The 19,741-nt window shown below is 39.2% G+C and carries 18 protein-coding genes; 5 read left to right on the top strand and 13 right to left on the bottom strand.

What is annotated here, in order from left to right; all coding sequences use genetic code 11:
* Positions 1-2: 2 nt before the first annotated feature.
* The 8 genes from hisD to G9X63_RS10535 form a co-directional block, all read right to left on the bottom strand.
* Positions 3-1,265 (bottom strand): histidinol dehydrogenase, encoded by a 1,263-nt coding sequence (hisD, locus tag G9X63_RS10570; RefSeq protein WP_252622955.1) that lies wholly within the window; start codon positions 1,263-1,265, stop codon positions 3-5.
* 2 nt (positions 1,266-1,267) lie between these two features.
* Positions 1,268-2,131 (bottom strand): ATP phosphoribosyltransferase, encoded by an 864-nt coding sequence (gene hisG, locus G9X63_RS10565; protein WP_130923308.1) that lies wholly within the window; start codon positions 2,129-2,131, stop codon positions 1,268-1,270.
* Positions 2,132-2,188: 57 nt separating this feature from the next.
* Entirely contained in the window at positions 2,189-3,811 is a 1,623-nt protein-coding gene (locus G9X63_RS10560) for a 2-oxo acid dehydrogenase subunit E2 (RefSeq protein WP_252622953.1), read from the bottom strand.
* A gap of 74 nt (positions 3,812-3,885) precedes the next feature.
* Entirely contained in the window at positions 3,886-5,673 is a 1,788-nt protein-coding gene (gene lepA / locus G9X63_RS10555) for a translation elongation factor 4 (protein ID WP_130896737.1), read from the bottom strand.
* Positions 5,674-5,748: 75 nt separating this feature from the next.
* The gene (locus tag G9X63_RS10550; RefSeq protein ID WP_252622951.1) at positions 5,749-7,038 is read right to left on the bottom strand and encodes an aminopeptidase P family protein; all 1,290 of its coding nucleotides are present in this window, start codon (positions 7,036-7,038) and stop codon (positions 5,749-5,751) included.
* A 1-nt stretch (position 7,039) separates the two neighbouring features.
* Positions 7,040-7,804, bottom strand: a complete 765-nt coding sequence (locus tag G9X63_RS10545) for a class I SAM-dependent methyltransferase (RefSeq protein WP_252622948.1) — start codon at positions 7,802-7,804, stop codon at positions 7,040-7,042.
* Between the two features lie 61 nt (positions 7,805-7,865).
* The gene (locus tag G9X63_RS10540; protein WP_252622947.1) at positions 7,866-8,621 is read right to left on the bottom strand and encodes a 3-keto-disaccharide hydrolase; all 756 of its coding nucleotides are present in this window, start codon (positions 8,619-8,621) and stop codon (positions 7,866-7,868) included.
* Between the two features lie 69 nt (positions 8,622-8,690).
* Positions 8,691-8,834, bottom strand: a complete 144-nt coding sequence (locus G9X63_RS10535) for a hypothetical protein (protein WP_201737843.1) — start codon at positions 8,832-8,834, stop codon at positions 8,691-8,693.
* A 91-nt stretch (positions 8,835-8,925) separates the two neighbouring features.
* On the opposite strand from G9X63_RS10535, the gene hisS reads away from it, so the two are divergent.
* Complete coding sequence (gene hisS / locus G9X63_RS10530) at positions 8,926-10,287, top strand: histidine--tRNA ligase (protein ID WP_252622946.1); 1,362 nt, start codon at positions 8,926-8,928, stop codon at positions 10,285-10,287.
* Here the strand turns inward: hisS and pgi are convergent, their stop codons facing one another.
* Both pgi and G9X63_RS10520 read right to left on the bottom strand, forming a co-directional pair.
* On the bottom strand, positions 10,288-11,934 hold the full coding sequence (gene pgi, locus G9X63_RS10525) for a glucose-6-phosphate isomerase (RefSeq protein WP_252622945.1): 1,647 nt from the start codon (positions 11,932-11,934) through the stop codon (positions 10,288-10,290).
* 99 nt (positions 11,935-12,033) lie between these two features.
* The gene (locus tag G9X63_RS10520; RefSeq protein ID WP_130896731.1) at positions 12,034-12,669 is read right to left on the bottom strand and encodes a peroxiredoxin; all 636 of its coding nucleotides are present in this window, start codon (positions 12,667-12,669) and stop codon (positions 12,034-12,036) included.
* 419 nt (positions 12,670-13,088) lie between these two features.
* Here G9X63_RS10520 and G9X63_RS10515 point away from each other — a divergent pair, with 419 nt between their 5' ends.
* Both G9X63_RS10515 and sufB read left to right on the top strand, forming a co-directional pair.
* Positions 13,089-13,553 carry an Lrp/AsnC ligand binding domain-containing protein gene (locus G9X63_RS10515; protein WP_130896730.1) on the top strand — a complete coding sequence of 155 codons (465 nt, stop codon included), beginning with the start codon at positions 13,089-13,091 and terminating at the stop codon, positions 13,551-13,553.
* A 76-nt stretch (positions 13,554-13,629) separates the two neighbouring features.
* Positions 13,630-15,078, top strand: a complete 1,449-nt coding sequence (gene sufB, locus G9X63_RS10510) for a Fe-S cluster assembly protein SufB (protein ID WP_130896729.1) — start codon at positions 13,630-13,632, stop codon at positions 15,076-15,078.
* Here the strand turns inward: sufB and G9X63_RS10505 are convergent, their stop codons facing one another.
* Positions 15,079-15,918: a 1-aminocyclopropane-1-carboxylate deaminase/D-cysteine desulfhydrase gene (locus tag G9X63_RS10505; protein WP_252622944.1), complete on the bottom strand. Its 840-nt coding sequence runs from the start codon at positions 15,916-15,918 to the stop codon at positions 15,079-15,081.
* Here G9X63_RS10505 and G9X63_RS10500 point away from each other — a divergent pair.
* Both G9X63_RS10500 and G9X63_RS10495 read left to right on the top strand, forming a co-directional pair.
* Positions 15,911-16,942 carry an RluA family pseudouridine synthase gene (locus G9X63_RS10500; RefSeq protein ID WP_252622943.1) on the top strand — a complete coding sequence of 344 codons (1,032 nt, stop codon included), beginning with the start codon at positions 15,911-15,913 and terminating at the stop codon, positions 16,940-16,942. The two genes, G9X63_RS10505 and G9X63_RS10500, sit on opposite strands and share 8 nt — an antisense overlap.
* Positions 16,935-17,387 (top strand): GNAT family N-acetyltransferase, encoded by a 453-nt coding sequence (locus G9X63_RS10495; RefSeq protein ID WP_252622941.1) that lies wholly within the window; start codon positions 16,935-16,937, stop codon positions 17,385-17,387. Before G9X63_RS10500 ends, G9X63_RS10495 begins: the two co-directional genes overlap by 8 nt.
* Here the strand turns inward: G9X63_RS10495 and G9X63_RS10490 are convergent.
* Positions 17,382-18,389 (bottom strand): GntR family transcriptional regulator, encoded by a 1,008-nt coding sequence (locus G9X63_RS10490; protein ID WP_252622939.1) that lies wholly within the window; start codon positions 18,387-18,389, stop codon positions 17,382-17,384. The two genes, G9X63_RS10495 and G9X63_RS10490, sit on opposite strands and share 6 nt — an antisense overlap.
* A 10-nt stretch (positions 18,390-18,399) precedes the next feature.
* The gene (locus G9X63_RS10485; protein ID WP_252624877.1) at positions 18,400-19,713 is read right to left on the bottom strand and encodes a sugar porter family MFS transporter; all 1,314 of its coding nucleotides are present in this window, start codon (positions 19,711-19,713) and stop codon (positions 18,400-18,402) included.
* Between the last annotated feature and the right edge of the window lie 28 nt (positions 19,714-19,741).

The following is a 19,741-nucleotide window of genomic DNA, read 5'->3' as shown; positions in this document are numbered from 1 at the left end:
ACTTAGCTTAATCTAATTTTAACGGCATTCGCGTGAGCTTGCAATGATTCTGCCTCAGCCATATCAATAATGGTCTTACCTAATTGCTCTAAACCTTGTTTAGTGATCGACTGCAAAGTGATTTTCTTCGTAAACGAATCCAAATTAACTCCTGAATAAGCTCTTGCAAATCCATTAGTAGGTAACGTATGATTAGTTCCTGAAGCATAATCACCTGCAGATTCGGGAGTATAATGTCCTAAGAAGATCGATCCAGCATTTCTAATGTGCCCTGAGAATTCTTCCGCATAATCACAAGCCAAAATCAAGTGTTCTGCGGCATACTCGTTTAATAAGTCTATCGCCTCAGATGAAGTATTTACTAAGACAAATTTAGAGTTAGCTAGGGCTTTTTCAGCTAAGTCTCTTCTAGGTAACTCAGCTAATTGAATACGGATCGCTTCCATCGTTTCTTCAACTATAGAAGATGACGTGCTCACTAATATGACTTGTGAATCCGCACCATGTTCTGCTTGCGATAACAAATCGGAAGCGATATAAGCTGGATTAGCCGTGTGATCAGCATAGACAGCTACCTCAGATGGTCCAGCCGGCATATCAATCGCTGTGCCTAATCGGTTAGCATACATTTTAGCCGCCGTAACGTATTGATTTCCTGGGCCAAAGATTTTATAAACAGAAGGAACACTCTCCGTTCCTAGGCTCAATGCGGCAATAGCTTGTGAGCCGCCCACTTTAGCCATCTTCGTTACGCCACATAATTTTGCAGCGTAGAAAATAGCAGGGTGAGTAGCAGGTGTACAAAGAACCACTTCCTGACATTCAGCAATACGAGCCGGAATGGCCAACATCAACACGGTAGAGAATAGGGGAGCTGTTCCTCCGGGAATGTAGATACCCACTTTATCTATGCCTGTTGATTTCTGCCAACAAACTACACCCGGATTAATTTCAATTTTATTGATTTCTAACTTTTGTGCTGCATGAAAGGCATAAATATTAGCATAGGCATGATCGATTGCCTTTTGTAATGCTATATCTGTTTTTGAGGCTAAATCCTCCATTTCTGCGGCCGTATACAGTATATCTGTAATCTCTCTTTTCTCGTAGGTAGCAGTTAATTCCCGTAAGGCTTGATCGCCTTTCGATTTAACTTGGCTAAAAACGTCAGAAATTAAGGCATCTAATTGTCCCTGCTCTAAAGCTGGACGCTGACATATAGCTGCATAATCTATACGAGAAGGATAATTGATTTGTGTAAACATGATTAGAGAATCATTTTTTCAATTGGTAAAACTAAAATACCTTCAGCACCTGCATCACGCAGGTTTTCAATGATATTCCAAAAGTCATTTTCCTCAATCACCGAATGCAATGAGAACCAGCCTTTCGTAGCTAATGGCAAGACCGAAGGAGATTTCATGCCCGGTAAAAGAGCGGTCACTTTATCAATGTTTTGTTCTTGTACGTTTAAAACTACGTATTTCGCATTTTGGCCTCTTTGAACCGAGTCTATTCTAAATAATAGTTTATCTAAAATGGCCTGCTTCTCGGATGATAAGGTCGCGTTTGCGATCATCACGGCTTGGCTTTGGAAAACCGTAGCCACTTCTTTAAGGCCATTGCTTAGTAGCGTACCTCCAGTAGAAACGATATCACATATGCCTTCTGCGAGTCCGATAGAAGGGGCTATCTCTACAGAACCTGAGATCTCGTGCATTTCTGCCTTAACACCGTTCTTGAGTAGGAATTGACTTGTTAGGTTCGGATACGAAGTCGCAATACTTTTTCCTTCGAACTGTTTTAAATCCGTATAGTTCTCACCACGAGGGATAGCTAATGAAAGGCGACATTTAGAAAAGCCTAATTCTTTGACCACATCCACTTTTCGCGTATGTTCCATTAACACATTTAAACCAACAACACCTAAATCAGCTACACCATCTTCCACATAACCCGGAATATCGTCGTCACGTAGGAATAGAAATTCAATCGGGAAGTTGCTCGAAATAGAACGAAGCTTAGAACCACCGGACTCAAACTTAATGCCACACTCCTTGAATAATTTCAAAGAGTCATCGCTAAGGCGTCCTGACTTCTGTACCGCAATTCTGATATTGTTTGTGCTCATCGTATTTAATCTAAAAAAAGCAAGCCTCGAGGTTATTCGAGGCTTGCAGAATCAATTTTATAAAAACATTTTGATTGGGTCCTCTAGGTATTGTTTCAGGGTTAACAGGAACGCAGCTCCTGTAGCACCATCTACCACGCGATGATCACAAGTCAATGTTAATTTCATAATGTTGGTGGCATAGAATTGGCCATTCTTCACACCTACCGTTTCTTTAATTCCACCTACGGCAAGAATACAAGACTCCGGTGAGTTGATGATGGAAGTAAATTGATCAATACCAAACATACCTAAATTAGAAACCGTAAATGTGTTACCTTCCCAATCTTTCGGTTGTAATAATTTACCTTTAGCCTTAGCGCCTAAATCTTTAGCTTCTGCAGAGATTTGTGCGATTGACTTTTCTGATGCAAACCGGATAACAGGAACTAATAAACCGTCTTCAACAGCAACTGCCATACCGATGTGTACATGCTTGTTGACACGGATACGATCTTCCATCCAGTAAGAGTTTACTTTCGGGTGTTTCGCAAGAGATAGGGCAGTAGCCTTAATCACCATGTCGTTAAATGAAATCTTCACCGGGAATGTTTCATTCATGCTCACACGTGCTTCCATTGCTTTGTCCATGTTGATTTCCATCGTTAGATAGAATTCAGGAGCACTGAATTTAGATTCTGATAAACGACGTGCGATGGTTTTGCGCATTTGGCTGTTCGGAATATCCTCGAAGCTTTCTACTCCTCCGGTGAAGTTCGCATTTGCGCCACCTGAATTAGGATTGTATTCTTCCACGTCTGCTTTCGTGATACGTCCACCTTCACCCGTTCCCGTGATCCAGTTTAAGTTATATCCTTTTTCTTTTGCCAAAGCACGAGCTAAAGGACTAGCCTTCAATTCTGCACCTGGTTTTGAAGCTGTTTTTTCTTCCACCACTGGCGCTTTAGTAACGACAGGCGCTGGTGCACTTGCTACAGGAGCAGCTACAGGAGCTGCTGGCGCTGGTGCAGGAGTACTTGCTTTAGGAGCCGCTTCTGCATCCAAGATTAACTGGAAATTAGCACCCGGCTCACCTACAATGGCAATAATACCATCTACAATGACACCTTGTCCTTCTTTTGCACCAATATATAATAGAGTACCATCTTCATAGTTCTCTAATTCCATCGTTGCTTTATCCGTTTCTACTTCTGCAATGATATCGCCATTCTTGATGACATCACCCACCGCTTTTAACCATTTAGCGATGACACCCTCGATCATGGTATCACTCATCTTAGGCATGCGAACTGCCACTGCTTTCACACCACTTAAATCAATGGCAGGAGTTGCAGCTGGCGCTTGCGCTACTGGAGCAGCCGCTGCGGCAACAGGTTCAGATGCTACGGGAGCAGGAGATGTGGCTGCAGCTGGTGCGGCTAATAGTGCTGAATAATCTTCACCTGGTGTACCTACGATCGCAATAATTCCATCTACAGGAACTGCTTCGCCTACTTTTACACCAATATATAATAAAGTACCGTCTTCGTAATTCTCTAGTTCCATCGTTGCTTTGTCTGTCTCGACTTCCGCAATAATGTCTCCAGATTTAATAACGTCACCTTCTTTTTTAAGCCAATTAGCGATCACACCTTCTAACATCGTGTCGCTCATCTTGGGCATTCTAATAATTTCAGCCATCTTATTTTGTTTGAAAGTTTAAAATTACGCTTTAAACCCTGTTTTTAAAAATTTTATGTGATAATTATTCCGTATTAATCTAGTTTAAGAACGGCCATAAATGCCTCTTGTGGAATTTCTACGTTACCGACTTGGCGCATCCGTTTCTTTCCTTTCTTCTGCTTCTCTAATAATTTACGTTTACGAGAAATGTCACCACCATAACATTTGGCCAAAACATCTTTACGCAACGCCTTCACCGTCTCACGAGCAATAATCTTCTGCCCAATCGCCGCTTGAATCGCAATTTCAAATTGCTGTCTCGGTATTAATTCACGTAATTTCTCACATAAACGTTTACCCCAGTCATACGCCTTATCACGGTGTACAATAGCTGATAAAGCATCCACTTTGTCACCATTTAACATGATATCAAGCTTCACCATTTCACCTGGCTCGTAATCTTTGTATTCGTAATCTAGGGAAGCGTATCCTCTCGAAATTGTCTTTAAGCGATCAAAGAAGTCAAATACGACCTCAGATAAGGGCATATCAAACGTTAATTCAACACGATCCGTCGTCAAGTAGATTTGATTCACCAAAATACCTCGCTTATCCATACAAAGGCTCATGATGACCCCCGTATACTCAGATTTGGTAATGATTTGTGCCTTAATATAGGGTTCCTCGATGATGTTAATCAAATTCGGTTCCGGTAAATCAGCAGGAGCAGAAACCCATAATACTTCATCAGCCGTAGTGATCACTTTGAATTTAACGGATGGAACCGTCGTGATCACCGTCATATCAAACTCTCGTTCTAGGCGTTCTTGCACAATTTCCATGTGTAACATGCCTAAGAAACCACAACGGAATCCGAATCCTAAGGCAGCAGAAGTCTCAGGCTCCCATACTAAAGAAGCATCATTTAACTGAAGCTTCTCCATTGCATCGCGCAAATCCTCAAATTCCGATGTTTCTACTGGATAAATACCGGCGAAAACCATCGGTTTTACTTCTTCAAAACCTTGGATCGCAGAAAGGGTAGGGTTTGCCACGTGTGTGATCGTATCACCCACTTTTACTTCCTTCGCCTCTTTAATACCTGAAATCAGATAGCCTACGTCACCGGTTTTAATGATTTGTTTGGGTTCTTGTTCTAATCCCAGCGTACCAATTTCATCCGCGTAGTATTCTTTACCCGTATTAATGAATTTTACTTTATCACCTTTTCTGATTTCTCCATTATACACTCGGAAAATAACCTCAATGCCGCGGTAAGAGTTAAACGTAGAGTCAAAGATCAAGGCTTGTAAGGGCGCTTCAGGTTCTCCTTTAGGAGCAGGGATTCTAGCTACAACCGCATCTAAAATATCCTGTATACCAATTCCTTCCTTACCGGAGGCGTGAATAATATCTTCTTTTTTGCATCCGATTAAATCAATGATTTGGTCCGAAACCTCCTCCGGCATAGCTCCCGGTAAATCGATTTTATTTAAGACTGGGATAATTTCTAAATCGTGGCTGATAGCCAAGTATAAATTGGAAATCGTCTGCGCCTCAATACCTTGTGATGCATCCACAATTAATAAGGCGCCTTCACAAGCAGCAATAGAACGGGATACCTCATAGGAGAAATCGACGTGTCCAGGTGTATCAATCAAGTTAAATGTATACAATTCCCCATCTTTAGGGTATTGCATTTGAATGGCGTGAGATTTAATCGTAATGCCGCGTTCGCGCTCTAAATCCATATCATCGAGCAATTGATTCATCATATCGCGCTTTTGAACGGTATTGGTGAATTCAATTAATCGATCGGCCAAAGTACTTTTACCGTGATCAATATGGGCAATGATGCAAAAATTACGCAGGTGTTTCATATAGAATTATTTCTCCTTAGGGCTTCCCCATAAACTAAGCTACAAATATAGCCAAAACAAGGCATTTAACCCGTTTTATTGATTCATTAAATCTTCAATTTCCTCCCAATCCAACGGAATATTCTTCATTAGATTGATATTCGAACCTGATTGAATGACTAAGTTGTTTTCTAATCTTATTCCTAATCCTTCCTCTTGGATATAGATACCAGGTTCACAGGTAAGAACCATTCCTTCTTGAAAAGGTTTGTATTTATCCCAAACATCATGCACATCTAAACCTAAATGATGCGCCACTCCGTGCATAAAGTATTTCTTAAACAGTGGATTAGCCGAATTTTGTTTTTCTACGTCAGCACGAGAAAATAAACCAAGATCAATTAATTGGCCTTCCATGAAGCGCTCGACCTCTTTTTGGTAATCTACCCAAAACACACCCGGCTGCATGATTTCGGTAGCATAATTTAATACAGCATGGACTGCTTGATATACTTGCTTTTGACGAGGATTAAAACGACCATTTACTGGAATCGTACGCGTCATATCCGCATTGTAATTAGCATAGGAAGCTCCCACATCTAATAAAAGCATATCTCCGTCCCTGCAAGGAAGTGCATTGTCGATGTAATGTAACACGCACGCGTTAGCACCAGAAGCAATAATTGGAGTATAAGCAAAGCCTTGTGATCGATTGCGTGTGAATTCGTGAATGAATTCCGCTTCTATCTCGTATTCTGTTACACCTGGTTTAGTGAAATTTAATACGCGTCTAAATCCTTTATCTGTTATATCGCAAGCGACTTGCAAGGCTTGCAATTCTTCAGGCTCCTTCAGCATGCGTAAATCACTCAAAATAGGAGCGAGGCGACCTATGGCGTGATTAGGATACGTCTTTCGGATGGTATTGCCTAAGCGAGCATTCTGCGTCTGAACGACTGAAGCATTACGTAAATGCTCATTATCAGTTAAATAGATATGATTTGCAGAGTAAACTAAGGTTTTTAGAAGTGATTCAAAATTAGACGACCATTGGATATTCTTAATCCCGGAAGTCTGCGTCACCTCTTCTTTGGTATATTTATGTCCTTCCCAAATTTCAATTAACTCAGATGTCTCCCGAACAAAAGCAATTTCTCGCCACTGTGCTTCTGGAGCATCCGGATACAAGATCAAAAAGGTCTCTTCTTGATCTAAACCGGATAAGTAAAACAAATCACTGTTTTGTCTGAATCCCATCGTCCCATCGGCATTCGTGGGCATGATGTCGTTTGAACTAACAACCACGATGGATTTAGGGGGTAATTGTGCGTACAATTTGGCCCGATTCTTTTTAAATAATTCAGCTGAAAATGGAGTATATCTCATCTTATTTGCGACAAACGTAAATAATCTCTTCTAGTGGCAATGCCATTCTTTGGCTTTCATTCAAACCTAATTTCTCAATTAGATTGACAGGTTCTACCGTAAATCCGGACTTTTCTAATTGTGTACCATAATCACGTCCATAGATGCGCAAATGATCATCTTGTAGGAAATGAATTTCGCGTTCCCGTGGATCTGTGATGCTGGCATCTTCATAGGTCGTTGCCAGATCGTATCGTTGTGGACTTTGGCATAAAGCAAAACCTGTAGGTTTTAATACCCTTCTGATTTCCTGCATACAACGGACATCGTCTTTAACGTGTTCTAAAACGTGATTACAGAACACGGCATCAAATGTGTTGTCTTCGAATGGAATATCATGTAAATCCATTTTCACTTTAGCCAAAGGGCTTTCGATATCAGCTGTAATATATTGATCACCTAAATGCTTCTCGAAACGTTCAATAAAACAATATTCCGGAGCGATATGTAATAATTTAGGCTTCTCTGTAAAAAAGGACGTCTCATTCTTCAGATACAAATACATTAAACGATGACGCTCTAAACTTAAACAAGAAGGACAAAGGGCATTTTCACGCGGAGTTAACCGGCCATAGGGCAGGAAATGACGAAAGGAATGGTCACAAACGGGACAATAAACTTTATTTCCGGTCAAGAAAATACTGTATATTTTGATAAGTCTGTGGGCAAATAATTGAATGAATTTTCTCGGGATAAATCGTAAAACCCAGCTAATGATGTATTTCATAGAAACAAAAAAAGGGAAGGCTTTTATGTTGAAAACCTTCCCTTCAAAATTAAGAAATTAATTACATTTTTCTTAACCAAATATTACGGAAGCTTACTGCATTTCCATGGTCCTGTAAACTAATAGGTCCGGGTCCGTGAACTGGATTCAAAGGCTGTCCAATATATTCAGTCGTTCCTTGAATCTTGGTGTGGTTTTGCACTACAATGCCATTGTGAATCACTGTTATGTACGCTGGAGTCTCAATTCCCCCATTCGTAGTAAATACAGGAGCGGTATAAATGATATCGTAGGTATTCCATTCCCCCATTTTAGAAGTAGCATTCACTAAAGGAGGTGTTTGCTTGTATATTGCGCCTGCTTGACCGTTGCGGTAAGTCGGGTTTTGATAGGAGTTCATCACTTGAACTTCATACATACCTTGCATAAATACCCCACTATTCCCTTTTCCTTGGCTTTTTAATGTCTCTGGTTCGATAGGCGATTGCCATTCGATGTGCAATTGATAGTTCGTGAATTTTTCTTTTGTAGAGATATTTCCCTTGCCACCTACAACGGTCATTTTTCCATCAGCTACTTTCCAAGCTGCAGGAGAGCCATCTTTTGCTGATTCCCAGTTGTCTAAATTTTTTCCATCAAATAGAACGATCGCATCGGATGGAATGGCACCAGGAGTTACCACAGTAATGCTTGGCTCCCAATATTCCGTGTCATTCGGGTTTGTTGGATTTACTTTTACGTGACGATGATCTTGCGCAAGTGTTAACGTTGTTGAACCTAAAAGTAGGGCTGAGATAGCAAATAATGTCTTTTTCATAGTTGAATAGGATTGGATTGAGCATAAAAAAACCGGCAAAAACCGGTTTAAATATAAAGAATATAATTCTTATTTAGCAAAGCTAGCTTTAATAGCTTCTACATCAACTAACTTGATGATAGGTCTTGCTTTTAAAATTTTGATAGCCGCAACCTTGTTGTTAGCTACTGCTTTATTTCTTCTGTCTTTACGTTTTAGTCTAGTTACTGCCATGTCTTTGATAATTTGGTTTGCAAAAATAGCTAAAATCGACTATTATCAAAAATATTATAGCATAATTAATTAAATTTGTTTTTTTAGAAATATGCAGAAACCAGCAAACGCACGAGGTACAAGGGATTTTGGTCCTACAGAAATGGCAAAACGGAATTACGTTTTTGACATCATAAAGACTCATTTTCAAGGATTTGGCTTTCAAACAATCGAAACGCCAGCTATTGAGAACTTGTCTACCTTGACGGGTAAATATGGTGAGGAAGGTGATCAATTATTATTTAAAATTTTGAATAGCGGTGATTATTTGTCCAAAGTGTCGACTTCAGATATCGAGGCTGGTTCTAAATCATTCACTTCTAAAATTTCTGAAAAAGGTCTTCGCTACGATCTAACGGTACCCTTTGCCCGCTTCGTAGCTATGAATCGCAATGACTTAGCTTTTCCTTTCCGACGTTATCAAATCCAACCAGTATGGAGAGCTGATCGTCCACAGCGTGGTCGCTACCGCGAGTTCTATCAATGCGATGCCGATATTATTGGTTCTGATTCCTTAGTAAATGAGGCAGAGCTTATTGCCTTATTTCAATCGATTTTCAATTCATTGAAGCTTCGGGTAAACTTATTCATAAACTCCCGTAAAATATTAGCTGGTATTGTAGATAGCCTTGGGGAAAGTGCCCGTTTTGTGTCATTTGCCGTTGCCTTAGATAAACTGGATAAGATTGGTTGGGAGAATGTAGCGAAGGAATTGATTCAGAATGGATTTACGGAAGAGAAAACGGTTGCTATTAAAGATCTAGTTTTATTCGAAGGATCGAATGAAGAGAAAATTGCCAAATTAACCGCTTTTTTTAATACGAATACCATGGGTTTACAAGGTTTAGTAGAGATTAAAGAGGTTTTGTCATTATCTGAGACCAATGGTTTTTCTTCGGATAATCTTGTTTTCGATTATAAATTAGCCCGTGGCTTAAGCTATTATACAGGGTTGATTTATGAAGGAAAAGCAGTAGACCTTCCTTTTGGCTCCATTGTGGGAGGTGGACGTTACGATGATTTAACGAGCTCCTTTGGATTACCTAATATGTCTGGCGTGGGAATCTCTTTTGGTATCGAACGTATTTTGGATGTCATGGAAGAATTAAAGCTTTTCCCTGAAATTGCAACTAGTGCAAGTGCCATTCTGTTTACCTACTTCGATGAAGAAGGACGCAAAGCTAGTTTAGTTATGGCCAATGAATTACGCAAAGCAGGAATTCCAGCGGAAGTTTATCCAGATATTGCCAAAATCAAAAAGTCGTTCGAATTCGCAGACAAGAAAAAAATCGCCTATGTAGCGGTGATAGGGGAGTCGGAATTGAAAGAAGGTAAAGCGAATGTAAAGAATATGAAAAATGGAGAACAGAACCTGCTCTCCATCTCTGAAATGACTGCTTTGTTAAAAGTCTAATTATCTCCAAGCCTTGAATTGATTGATCAATCCGTTCGTAGAAGAATCGTGGGAATTAATTTTCTCTTCATTCTCTAATTCAGGGAGAATTGAATTAGCTAATTGCTTTCCTAATTCTACACCCCATTGGTCGTAGCTAAAGATGTTCCAAATAACTCCTTGGACAAATATCTTGTGTTCGTACATCGCAATTAAAGAACCCAAGGTAGCTGGATCAATTTGTTTTACCAGGAATGAGTTAGTAGGTTTATTTCCTTCAAACACCTTAAATGGTGCTAATTTCTCAATCTCAGCCTCGCTCAAGCCAGCTTTCTGCAATTCAGTAACAACTACTTCTTTCGACTTTCCATTCATTAATGCCTCTGTTTGCGCAAAGAAATTAGACATCAATAAAGTATGGTGATTACCTATTTTATTGTGCGTTACTGCTGGGGCAATAAAATCAGCTGGGATTAATTGCGTTCCTTGGTGAATCAATTGGTAGAAGGCGTGTTGACCGTTAGTTCCTGGTTCTCCCCAAATAACTGGACCTGTTGCATAGTTAACACGCTTGCCCGTACGATCAATCGTCTTTCCATTTGATTCCATATCTCCTTGTTGGAAGTAGGCAGCAAAACGGTGCATATATTGGTCATAAGGCAAGATAGCGTGTGTAGGCGCGTTGAAGAAATTGACATACCAAATACCTAATAATCCTAAAATAACAGGAATATTAGTCTCAAAGGAAGCTGAAGCAAAATGACTATCCATAGCTTCAGCACCCGCTAATAGTGCCTCGAAGTGTGAATATCCAACGGATAAACAAATAGATAATCCAATCGCAGACCATAAAGAATAACGACCGCCTACCCAATCCCAAAACACAAACATATTCGCAGTATCAATACCAAATTCAGCCACCGCTTTTGTATTTGTAGATAAAGCCACAAAATGCTTAGCAACAGCCGCGTTATCTTTAGCCGCTTCTAAGAACCAATCTCGAGCAGAGAAGGCATTTGCCATCGTTTCTTGCGTGGTGAATGTTTTGGAAGCAATTAAAAATAAGGTTGTCTCTGGATTAACTTTCTTTAATGTCTCTGCAATGTGGGTTCCGTCCACATTACTAACAAAATGTACGTTTAATCGTGTTTTATACGGTTTCAAGGCTTCAGTCACCATGACGGGACCTAAGTCAGAACCACCAATACCAATGTTTACTACATCCGTAATTTCCTTGCCAGAAAATCCTTTCCAAGCACCTGAGATAACTTTCTCAGAAAATTCTTTCATCTGTGCTTTAACCGCTTGAATCTTAGGAATAATATCTTCTCCATCTACTTTGACTGAAGCGGATGATTTAGCTCTTAAGGCTGTATGTAATACGGAACGTCCCTCTGTCTGATTAATCTTATCCCCTGAAAATTGCGCCTTGATGGCTTCTTCTAAACCACACTCTTTGGCTAATTGAATTAAAGATTGAAAACTCTTTTCATCGATTAGATTCTTTGAATAGTCGAAGAAGATACCATTAAATGTTTGGCTATAGGTAGCTTGCCTATTGGAATCGCCAGCGAATAATTGTGCGATGGTAGTGGAAGCTAAACGAGTTTGATCAGATAAGAGTGCCTTGTAGGCAGTGGTAGAAGTAAAATTAATCGTTGATAACATGCGGATTATATTAATGAGCTACAAAAATACGGTTTTAAAATAAAAAATGCCAAAATCCACCAGTAATGAATTTTGGCATTTAAGATGAGTTTCTACCTACTATAAATTCGGTTGAGGTGTTTTGCGTAAATAAGGTTTTACAGAAGTGAAGCCTTTAGGGAATTTAGCTACCGCATCTTCATTCGATACCGCTGGCACGATAATCACATCGTCACCATTGACCCAATCAGCCGGTGTTGCCACTTGGTAATTCGCTGTTAATTGTAAGGAATCAATCACACGCAAAATTTCAGTAAAGTTACGCCCTGTTGAAGCAGGGTACGTAAGTGTCAATTTGATTTTCTTATCTGGTCCAATGACAAAAACCGAACGAACGGTTGCTTTCTCTGAAGCATTCGGATGAATCATATCATATAATAAAGCCACCTTTTTCTCAGGATCAGCGATAATAGGGAAATTCATTTTAACTGAATTTACTTCCTCAATATCTGGTACCCATTTATTGTGGGATTCTAAGCTATCTACTGAAATAGCGATAGGCTTCACGTGACGTTTTTGGAATTCACCATTTAAAAGAGCTGTTTTACCTAATTCTGTGGTACATACAGGAGTGAAATCGGCTGGATGGCTGAATAATAATACCCAAGAATCACCGATGAATTCATGAAAATTAATATGGCCTAATGTGGTGTCTGCACTGAAGTCTGGTGCAATGTCTCCTAATCTTAATGACATAATTTAGGGGTTAAGGTTATTTAAAACTAGTTCGTCTATCAAATATATAGATTACAGGTCAATAAAAAAAGCAATCCTAAAATAAGATTGCTTTTAACATTACACTTCATCAACAAACTAAAAACCAAATTAATTAAAATGCTGTAGGAGAAGGATTCGAACCTCCAAGGTGCAGTTAGCCGCGACACAGAACTGATTTAGTGGTCAACCCATTATGAAGCGTTTATCCTGAACTCACCACCCCCGAGACAGGAGGGCACGTCTGCCAATTTCATCACCCTACAGTGAAAATTATTACCTTTGCAATAATTAGTAGGACAAATATAAAAGGAGATTTTTAATTTTTCAAAAATTTTCAAAAATAAATGTCTTTTTTTGCATAATTTTTAATTCGAACCTGAAATAATTACGAAAATTCAATGGAAAAGAAGTTTGAGCTTGATCCTCTAGATTATAAAATACTGGAAATTTTAGTAAAAGATGCGAATTTGCCTTACACGGAAATTGGTTCTCGCTTAGATGTTTCAGGTGGTACGGTTCACGTACGGATGAAAAAGATGGAATCTTTGGGAATTGTAAAAGGGGCTCAATTGCTCATTGATTATTCGAAAATAGGGTGGGATATAACCGCTTTCTTAGGCATCTATTTGGATAAAAGTAGTTTATATGAAGATGTGGCCAAACAGCTGGAACAAATCCCTGAAGTGGTCAATATCCATTATACGACCGGTATTTATTCCATCTTTGCTAAAATTATCTGCCGTGACACCCAACATCTTCGCGAAGTATTACATGATAAGATTCAGCGCGTTACAGGTATTCAACGGACAGAAACCTTTATCTCTTTGGAAGAAAGTTTAATCAGAAACACGCCTTTATTTTAGTTGTTTAGATTTATTCTAAACTAAGTCTATTTTTCTCCAAAATCCTTTTGTAATTTTGTAGTCTAAATGCAAAATGATGGCAGAGAAAGTAGACGATATTTTACAAGAAGTAACTTCAACCGATTATAAATACGGTTTTGAATCTCATTTCGAGACAGACGAAGCTCCTATAGGTTTAAGTGAATCAATCATTCATTTTATTTCAGAGAAAAAGAATGAACCGGATTGGATGTTGGAATGGCGATTATCCGCTTACCGATACTGGAGAACGTTAGCCGAGCCAGATTGGGCTAATCTATTGTATACTCCCACAAAATACGATGAGTTAAAGTATTATTCAGCTCCGGTTCAAAAGAAGCAATTGAATTCATTGGATGAGATTGACCCCGAATTACGTAGAACTTTTGAGAAATTAGGTATTTCGTTAGATGAACAAAAGCGTCTATCGAACGTGGCTGTGGATGCTGTTATCGATTCTGTATCAGTAGCGACAACGTTTAAGGAGACTTTGGCAGAAAAAGGAGTGATCTTTTGTTCTATTTCTGAGGCTGTTAGAGAGCATCCAGAATTAATCAAGAAATATTTAGGCTCCGTTGTTCCGGTGAAGGATAATTACTTCGCTGCGTTAAATAGTGCCGTATTTTCAGATGGATCGTTTTGTTATATTCCCAAAGGCGTTCGTTGCCCAATGGAATTATCTACTTATTTCCGTATCAATGCATCAGGCACTGGTCAATTTGAACGTACCCTGATCGTGGCGGAAGATGAATCCTATGTTTCGTACTTAGAAGGTTGTACAGCCCCGATGCGCGATGAAAATCAATTACACGCTGCGGTGGTAGAAATTTATGTACATGCGGGTGCTGAAGTGAAGTATTCAACGGTACAAAACTGGTACCCTGGCGATAAAGAAGGAAAAGGTGGTATTTATAATTTCGTAACAAAACGGGGTATTTGTGATGGTGCGCATTCAAAGTTGTCTTGGACTCAGGTAGAAACTGGTTCTGCGGTGACTTGGAAATACCCATCAGTTATCTTAAAAGGGGATTATTCGATTGGTGAATTCTACTCTGTTGCGGTAACTAATAATTATCAACAAGCTGATACCGGCACTAAAATGATTCACTTAGGGAAGCATTCTAAGTCCCGTATTGTATCGAAAGGTATTTCGGCTGGATTCTCTCAGAATTCGTATCGTGGTTTAGTTCAAGTAGCTAGAAAAGCAGATGGATCTAAGAATTTCTCGCAATGCGATTCTTTATTACTAGGAGATAAGTGCGGTGCACATACATTCCCCTATCTTGAGGTAAAGAATAATACGGCATCTGTTGAACACGAGGCGACTACTTCCAAAATTGGGGAGGATCAAATCTTTTATTGCAACCAGCGTGGTTTAAGTACCGAAACTGCGATTGCTTTAATCGTTAATGGATATGCTAAAGAAGTATTGAATCAATTACCAATGGAATTTGCAGTCGAAGCGCAAAAGCTGTTAGCTATTTCATTAGAAGGTTCGGTAGGGTAATTACTTTACACCTCCGGTATGGATGGCCACTAGTTTCGTATTCGGAGCTATGTGGCCATTTTTTATGTGTTCTGTTAAGGCGTAAAACATCCGACCGGTATAAATGGGTTCGATAGGAAAACCGTGTTTCTGATAGAATTCAGCACAAAACAGATCTAATTCATCATTCTGTTTAGCATATTTACCAAAAACATAGGCATCTTCTATGTTCAAATTGGTAGGCAATGAATGCGCCTCTATTTCTGTGCGGTTATTTAATGTCAATACACCTATCACCGGTTTCTTGGTATGCTTTGCAATTCCTATAGCTGTGGCACCTGTTCCAACAGCGGTATATATCAAATCAAAAACAGGTAACTCACTCACTAGATTCTCTAGCCCTTGAATCGCTAATTCGCCAAATCCACCCTCCGCAATGACAGCGTAATTTTCATAAGCAGATGGAATGGATTTAGAACGATAGTCCGTTCTCGAGATAAAATGCAATTGCATTCCCCAAGAATTCATTTGGCTCAAATAGGTATTACTTCCTGCAGTTAACTCTTCACCGCGGATAATTCCAACTGTCGGAATTCCGAGAGAGTGACCAGCGAAGGCTAGGGCATACAGGTGATTAGAGTACGCTCCACCAAAACTTAATAGGCCAGAATGTGTGCTAAATGAAAAGGTTTGGAGATAATTTTTTAATTTGCGCCACTTATTTCCCGATATGATGGGATGGATGAGGTCGTCTCTTTTGACAAACACCTGAATTCCTTTTGAATTCCAGCATTCATCAAAAATCTCTTCTGTCGGAGACGGTAAGTGTAACGCGTCAAATTCAAAATTTGCTATGGCCATCGATCCAGAAATGAGTGCTCCTGATTCCGAAGAGGAAGATGATTTATTTGAGCATTTTAATTTCACCGTTGACAAAGGTCAGCAATTACTCAGAATCGACAAATATTTGATGATTAAAATTGCAGGCACCAGTCGCAATAAAATTCAAGTGGGAATTGATGCGGGGTCTGTGAAAGTAAATGGAGGGTTGATTAAGTCTAATTACCGGGTTAAGCCTCTCGATGCGATTTCTGTATCATTTGCTACTCCTCCACGCGATAAAGAGGTATATCCTGAAGATATCCCAATCGATATTATTTATGAGGACGAACAGTTAATTTTAGTCAATAAATCGCCAGGAATGGTGGTACATCCTGCGCAAGGTAATTGGTCAGGTACGCTAGTGAATGGTTTATTGTTTCATTGCCAAAGTCTTCCCGGACAAAAAGATATCCGTCCTGGCCTAGTACATCGGATTGATAAAGACACATCGGGCATATTGGTGATTGGTAAAACGGAGTTTGCCCTCAATTTTTTAGGCCAACAATTTTTTGAGCATAGTATTGAAAGAACCTATTACGCGATTTGTTGGGGTGTTCCTAAAGAATCAAAAGGTACTTTAAAAGGTAAAATCGGCCGTAGCCCGAAGGATAGAAAAGTAATGACCATTTTCCCAGATGATCATGAATTAGGTAAAATAGCCATCACGCATTATGAAGTGGTAGAATCCTTTGGTTTCGCATCTTTCGTTCGATTTAAACTAGAAACAGGCAGAACCCATCAAATCAGGGCCCATTTTCAATCAATTGGTCACCCTTTGTTCTCGGATGCTACTTATGGTGGTGATAAAATTCGCTATATGTCTTCGATGGCAGGCTATAAATCCTTTATTGACAACGCATTTAAAATTTGTCCAAGGCAAGCTTTGCACGCCTATTCGTTAGGTTTTGTACATCCGACAACGAACGAATTTATGCAGTTTGAGCAAGAATTTCCGGAAGACTTTTTAACCTTATTAACTAAACTAAGAGCTATTAATGGATAAGATAGAAATACGTAGAGCGACTAAAGAAGATATTAGCTTGGTCCGTGATTTAGTGATGGAATTAGCCATTTTTGAAAAGGCTCCCGAAGAAGTTAGTTCCACAATCGATGATTATGTGGCTGGCGGATTTTCTGATAATCCCTTATTTTCCGCGAATCTTATATATATGAATGGAGAATTAGGCGGATTTTCTCTTTGGTATTACCGCTTCTCGACATGGAAGGGTAGACGATTCTATTTAGAGGATTTGTACATCAAAGAATGTTTCAGAGGCAAAGGATTAGGTAAGCGCTTGATTATGGAAGCCATCGATGAAGCAAAGCGCACTAAATGTACGGGTATGATGTGGCAAGTGTTGGATTGGAATCAACCGGCTATAGACTTCTATAACACGCTAGGAGTAAAAATGGATGCAGGCTGGCTCAATGTGCATTTAGATCTATAAGGAACCTCTATCAATAAAATAGAATTCGTTTGACTCACGCCCTTTCTCTCGATTAATGATCATTTGAGCAGCGCGTTGTCCCATTTTCTTAAAATCATTTGAAATGACAGATATGCCTTCGGCGATGATTTCCTTTAACGGTGTATCATCATAGGAAATGATTCCTACGTCTTTTCCGACCTTTAATTTGTTCTTTGTAGTCCAATTAATCATTTTGATCAGATCGTATTCCCTAAAGACGATATAGGCCTGATTCATTTGTAGTTCATAATCGTCATCTAAATCAGGAATGATATCGAATTCTAAGTCATTGACAGTACAGAATTTCGTAAATCCTTGAATGATTCCATCCGGTGTATATTGGAAACTTTTCGAACTTAAAACCAAGTTGATCTGCTGGTATTTCTTAACTTTCTCTAAAGAGGTACTTAGACCTTGGTAAATATTAGATTCAAAGTTTTGGAAAAGAATCGAATAGTCATCACTAAATTCTTTGATATTAATATCCAGCACTAATAATTTATCCTTCGGTATTTTCGATACGATTCTAGCTACACTTATATTAAAGTGGGGTAGGATGATGTAGTGATTGTATTTTCCCAAATTGTTCGTAATTAACTCCTCAAACAATTCCATATCATGGTAGTGGAAGAACAAATTGTGGCTTACGTCTTCTCCTAAGTTTTGGATAATACTTTCGTACAAAATCTCTTTGTAGGGTGTTAAAGCATCCATTAAAATGAAAACACGCAAGGCATTTTTTGTATTCGTACTCGATACATAGAATCCCTTACCGTGATGGGAACTAATTAAACCCTTTTCGCGCAAATCATCGTAGGCCTTTGTCACGGTCATGCGAGCCATATTGAACTCACTAGCCACTTTGTTAATGGAGGGTAATTGTTTTCCATGCTCTAATAAGCCGGAATTAATTCCATCAATGATACCATCAATTAATTGTTGGTACTTTGGTTTGCTGCTGTTAGGATCGAAATATATCATAGTAATACCATTAATGCATGATTACTTGTTTTTCAATGTCTTCCAAATTCGCTCCTTTCGTCTCTGGCATCATAAAAGTCACATAGGCTAATTGAGCTACCATCATCACCGCAAAAAATCCAAAGATGAGTGTACCACCATAACTTTCAGTGAACAAAGGAAAGAAATTAGCCACTAACGCGGCAAACACCCAGTGTGTTAAAGATCCCCAAGCCATACCTGATGCGCGCACAGAATTAGGGAAGATCTCTGAAATAAATACCCAAATAACAGATCCTTGCCCAATTGCATGTGATGCAATGAATGCAAAAATATAAACAGGGACAAAAGTGTAGCTTTCCGTATAGAAGGCATAAGCAATTAAACTTAGCGTAACAATATAGCCAATTGAACCGATATACATCAATATTCGGCGGCCTACACGATCAATTAAATACCAGCCTAGTAAGGTAAATAATAAATTAGCAATACCAATACCGGCTGTGGACAACAAGGCACTTTCTTTTCCTAAACCTGTTAATTCATAGATTCGCGGAGCATAATAGATAATGGCATTGATGCCTGACATTTGGTTGAAAAAAGCAAACAGAAAGGCTAAGGTCAAAGGCCAAACAAATTTCCCTGAAAACAAGCGCTCTTTCTCCGTGCTTTGTTTGGCATTATTTTGAATACGTTCAATCGTCTCTTCTGGATTAGGATCTGCTAATTCTAAAACCTTACGTGCTCCAGCTAGATCATTGCGTTTTAATAATAAAAACTGAGGGGTTTCAGGCGTTAATAAAATCAATACAGAGAATAATAGTGAAGGAAGAGACACAACACCTAACATAATGCGCCAATCGTTTTCCATCCCTTGAATAAAGTAATTAGACACGTAAGCGATCAAAATACCAAGAACGATATTCAGTTGAAACGAGATGACTAATTTACCTCTATGCTTAGCTGGGGCAATTTCTGAGATATAAATTGGAGCTACCACGGATGAAGCTCCAATTCCTAAGCCACCTAAGAATCGGAATAACATAAATAAATTTACGTCAGGTGCGATGGCTGCCCCTATAGAGGAGATAAAAAAGCTTAGACCTATCCAAAATAAAGTCTTCTTACGTCCGAATAGATCAGCCGGAATTCCACCTAGTGCAGCACCTATGACTGTACCATATAAAGCCGCAGCTATGGCTAATCCGTGCGTAAATGAGTCTAATTGCCAAAGTTGTTGAATAGCTAGTTCTGCACCAGAAATGACAGCAACGTCCATACCAAATAAGAGTCCGCCTAATCCAACAGTAATAGACCAAAAAATAACGTGTTTATTCATAGTGATATTTGTTTCACACAAAATTTAGAAATTT

The organism is Aquirufa antheringensis (genome assembly GCF_023921165.1).
GTDB lineage: Bacteria > Bacteroidota > Bacteroidia > Cytophagales > Spirosomataceae > Aquirufa > Aquirufa antheringensis.
The sequence above is the reverse complement of the archived record's forward strand: the minus strand, read 5'-3'. Positions and strand labels throughout refer to the sequence as shown.

Excerpts from the sequence above, each read along its gene's own strand:
- hisD (WP_252622955.1), bottom strand. The coding sequence starts at position 1,265 with ATGTTTACACAAATCAATTATCCTTCTCGTATAGATTATGCAGCTATA.
- hisG (WP_130923308.1), bottom strand. The coding sequence starts at position 2,131 with ATGAGCACAAACAATATCAGAATTGCGGTACAGAAGTCAGGACGCCTT.
- G9X63_RS10560 (WP_252622953.1), bottom strand. The coding sequence starts at position 3,811 with ATGGCTGAAATTATTAGAATGCCCAAGATGAGCGACACGATGTTAGAA.
- lepA (WP_130896737.1), bottom strand. The coding sequence starts at position 5,673 with ATGAAACACCTGCGTAATTTTTGCATCATTGCCCATATTGATCACGGT.
- G9X63_RS10550 (WP_252622951.1), bottom strand. The coding sequence starts at position 7,038 with ATGAGATATACTCCATTTTCAGCTGAATTATTTAAAAAGAATCGGGCC.
- G9X63_RS10545 (WP_252622948.1), bottom strand. The coding sequence starts at position 7,804 with ATGAAATACATCATTAGCTGGGTTTTACGATTTATCCCGAGAAAATTC.
- G9X63_RS10540 (WP_252622947.1), bottom strand. The coding sequence starts at position 8,621 with ATGAAAAAGACATTATTTGCTATCTCAGCCCTACTTTTAGGTTCAACA.
- G9X63_RS10535 (WP_201737843.1), bottom strand. The coding sequence starts at position 8,834 with ATGGCAGTAACTAGACTAAAACGTAAAGACAGAAGAAATAAAGCAGTA.
- hisS (WP_252622946.1), top strand. The coding sequence starts at position 8,926 with ATGCAGAAACCAGCAAACGCACGAGGTACAAGGGATTTTGGTCCTACA.
- pgi (WP_252622945.1), bottom strand. The coding sequence starts at position 11,934 with ATGTTATCAACGATTAATTTTACTTCTACCACTGCCTACAAGGCACTC.
- G9X63_RS10520 (WP_130896731.1), bottom strand. The coding sequence starts at position 12,669 with ATGTCATTAAGATTAGGAGACATTGCACCAGACTTCAGTGCAGACACC.
- G9X63_RS10515 (WP_130896730.1), top strand. The coding sequence starts at position 13,089 with ATGGAAAAGAAGTTTGAGCTTGATCCTCTAGATTATAAAATACTGGAA.
- sufB (WP_130896729.1), top strand. The coding sequence starts at position 13,630 with ATGGCAGAGAAAGTAGACGATATTTTACAAGAAGTAACTTCAACCGAT.
- G9X63_RS10500 (WP_252622943.1), top strand. The coding sequence starts at position 15,911 with ATGGCCATCGATCCAGAAATGAGTGCTCCTGATTCCGAAGAGGAAGAT.
- G9X63_RS10505 (WP_252622944.1), bottom strand. The coding sequence starts at position 15,918 with ATGGCCATAGCAAATTTTGAATTTGACGCGTTACACTTACCGTCTCCG.
- G9X63_RS10495 (WP_252622941.1), top strand. The coding sequence starts at position 16,935 with ATGGATAAGATAGAAATACGTAGAGCGACTAAAGAAGATATTAGCTTG.
- G9X63_RS10490 (WP_252622939.1), bottom strand. The coding sequence starts at position 18,389 with ATGATATATTTCGATCCTAACAGCAGCAAACCAAAGTACCAACAATTA.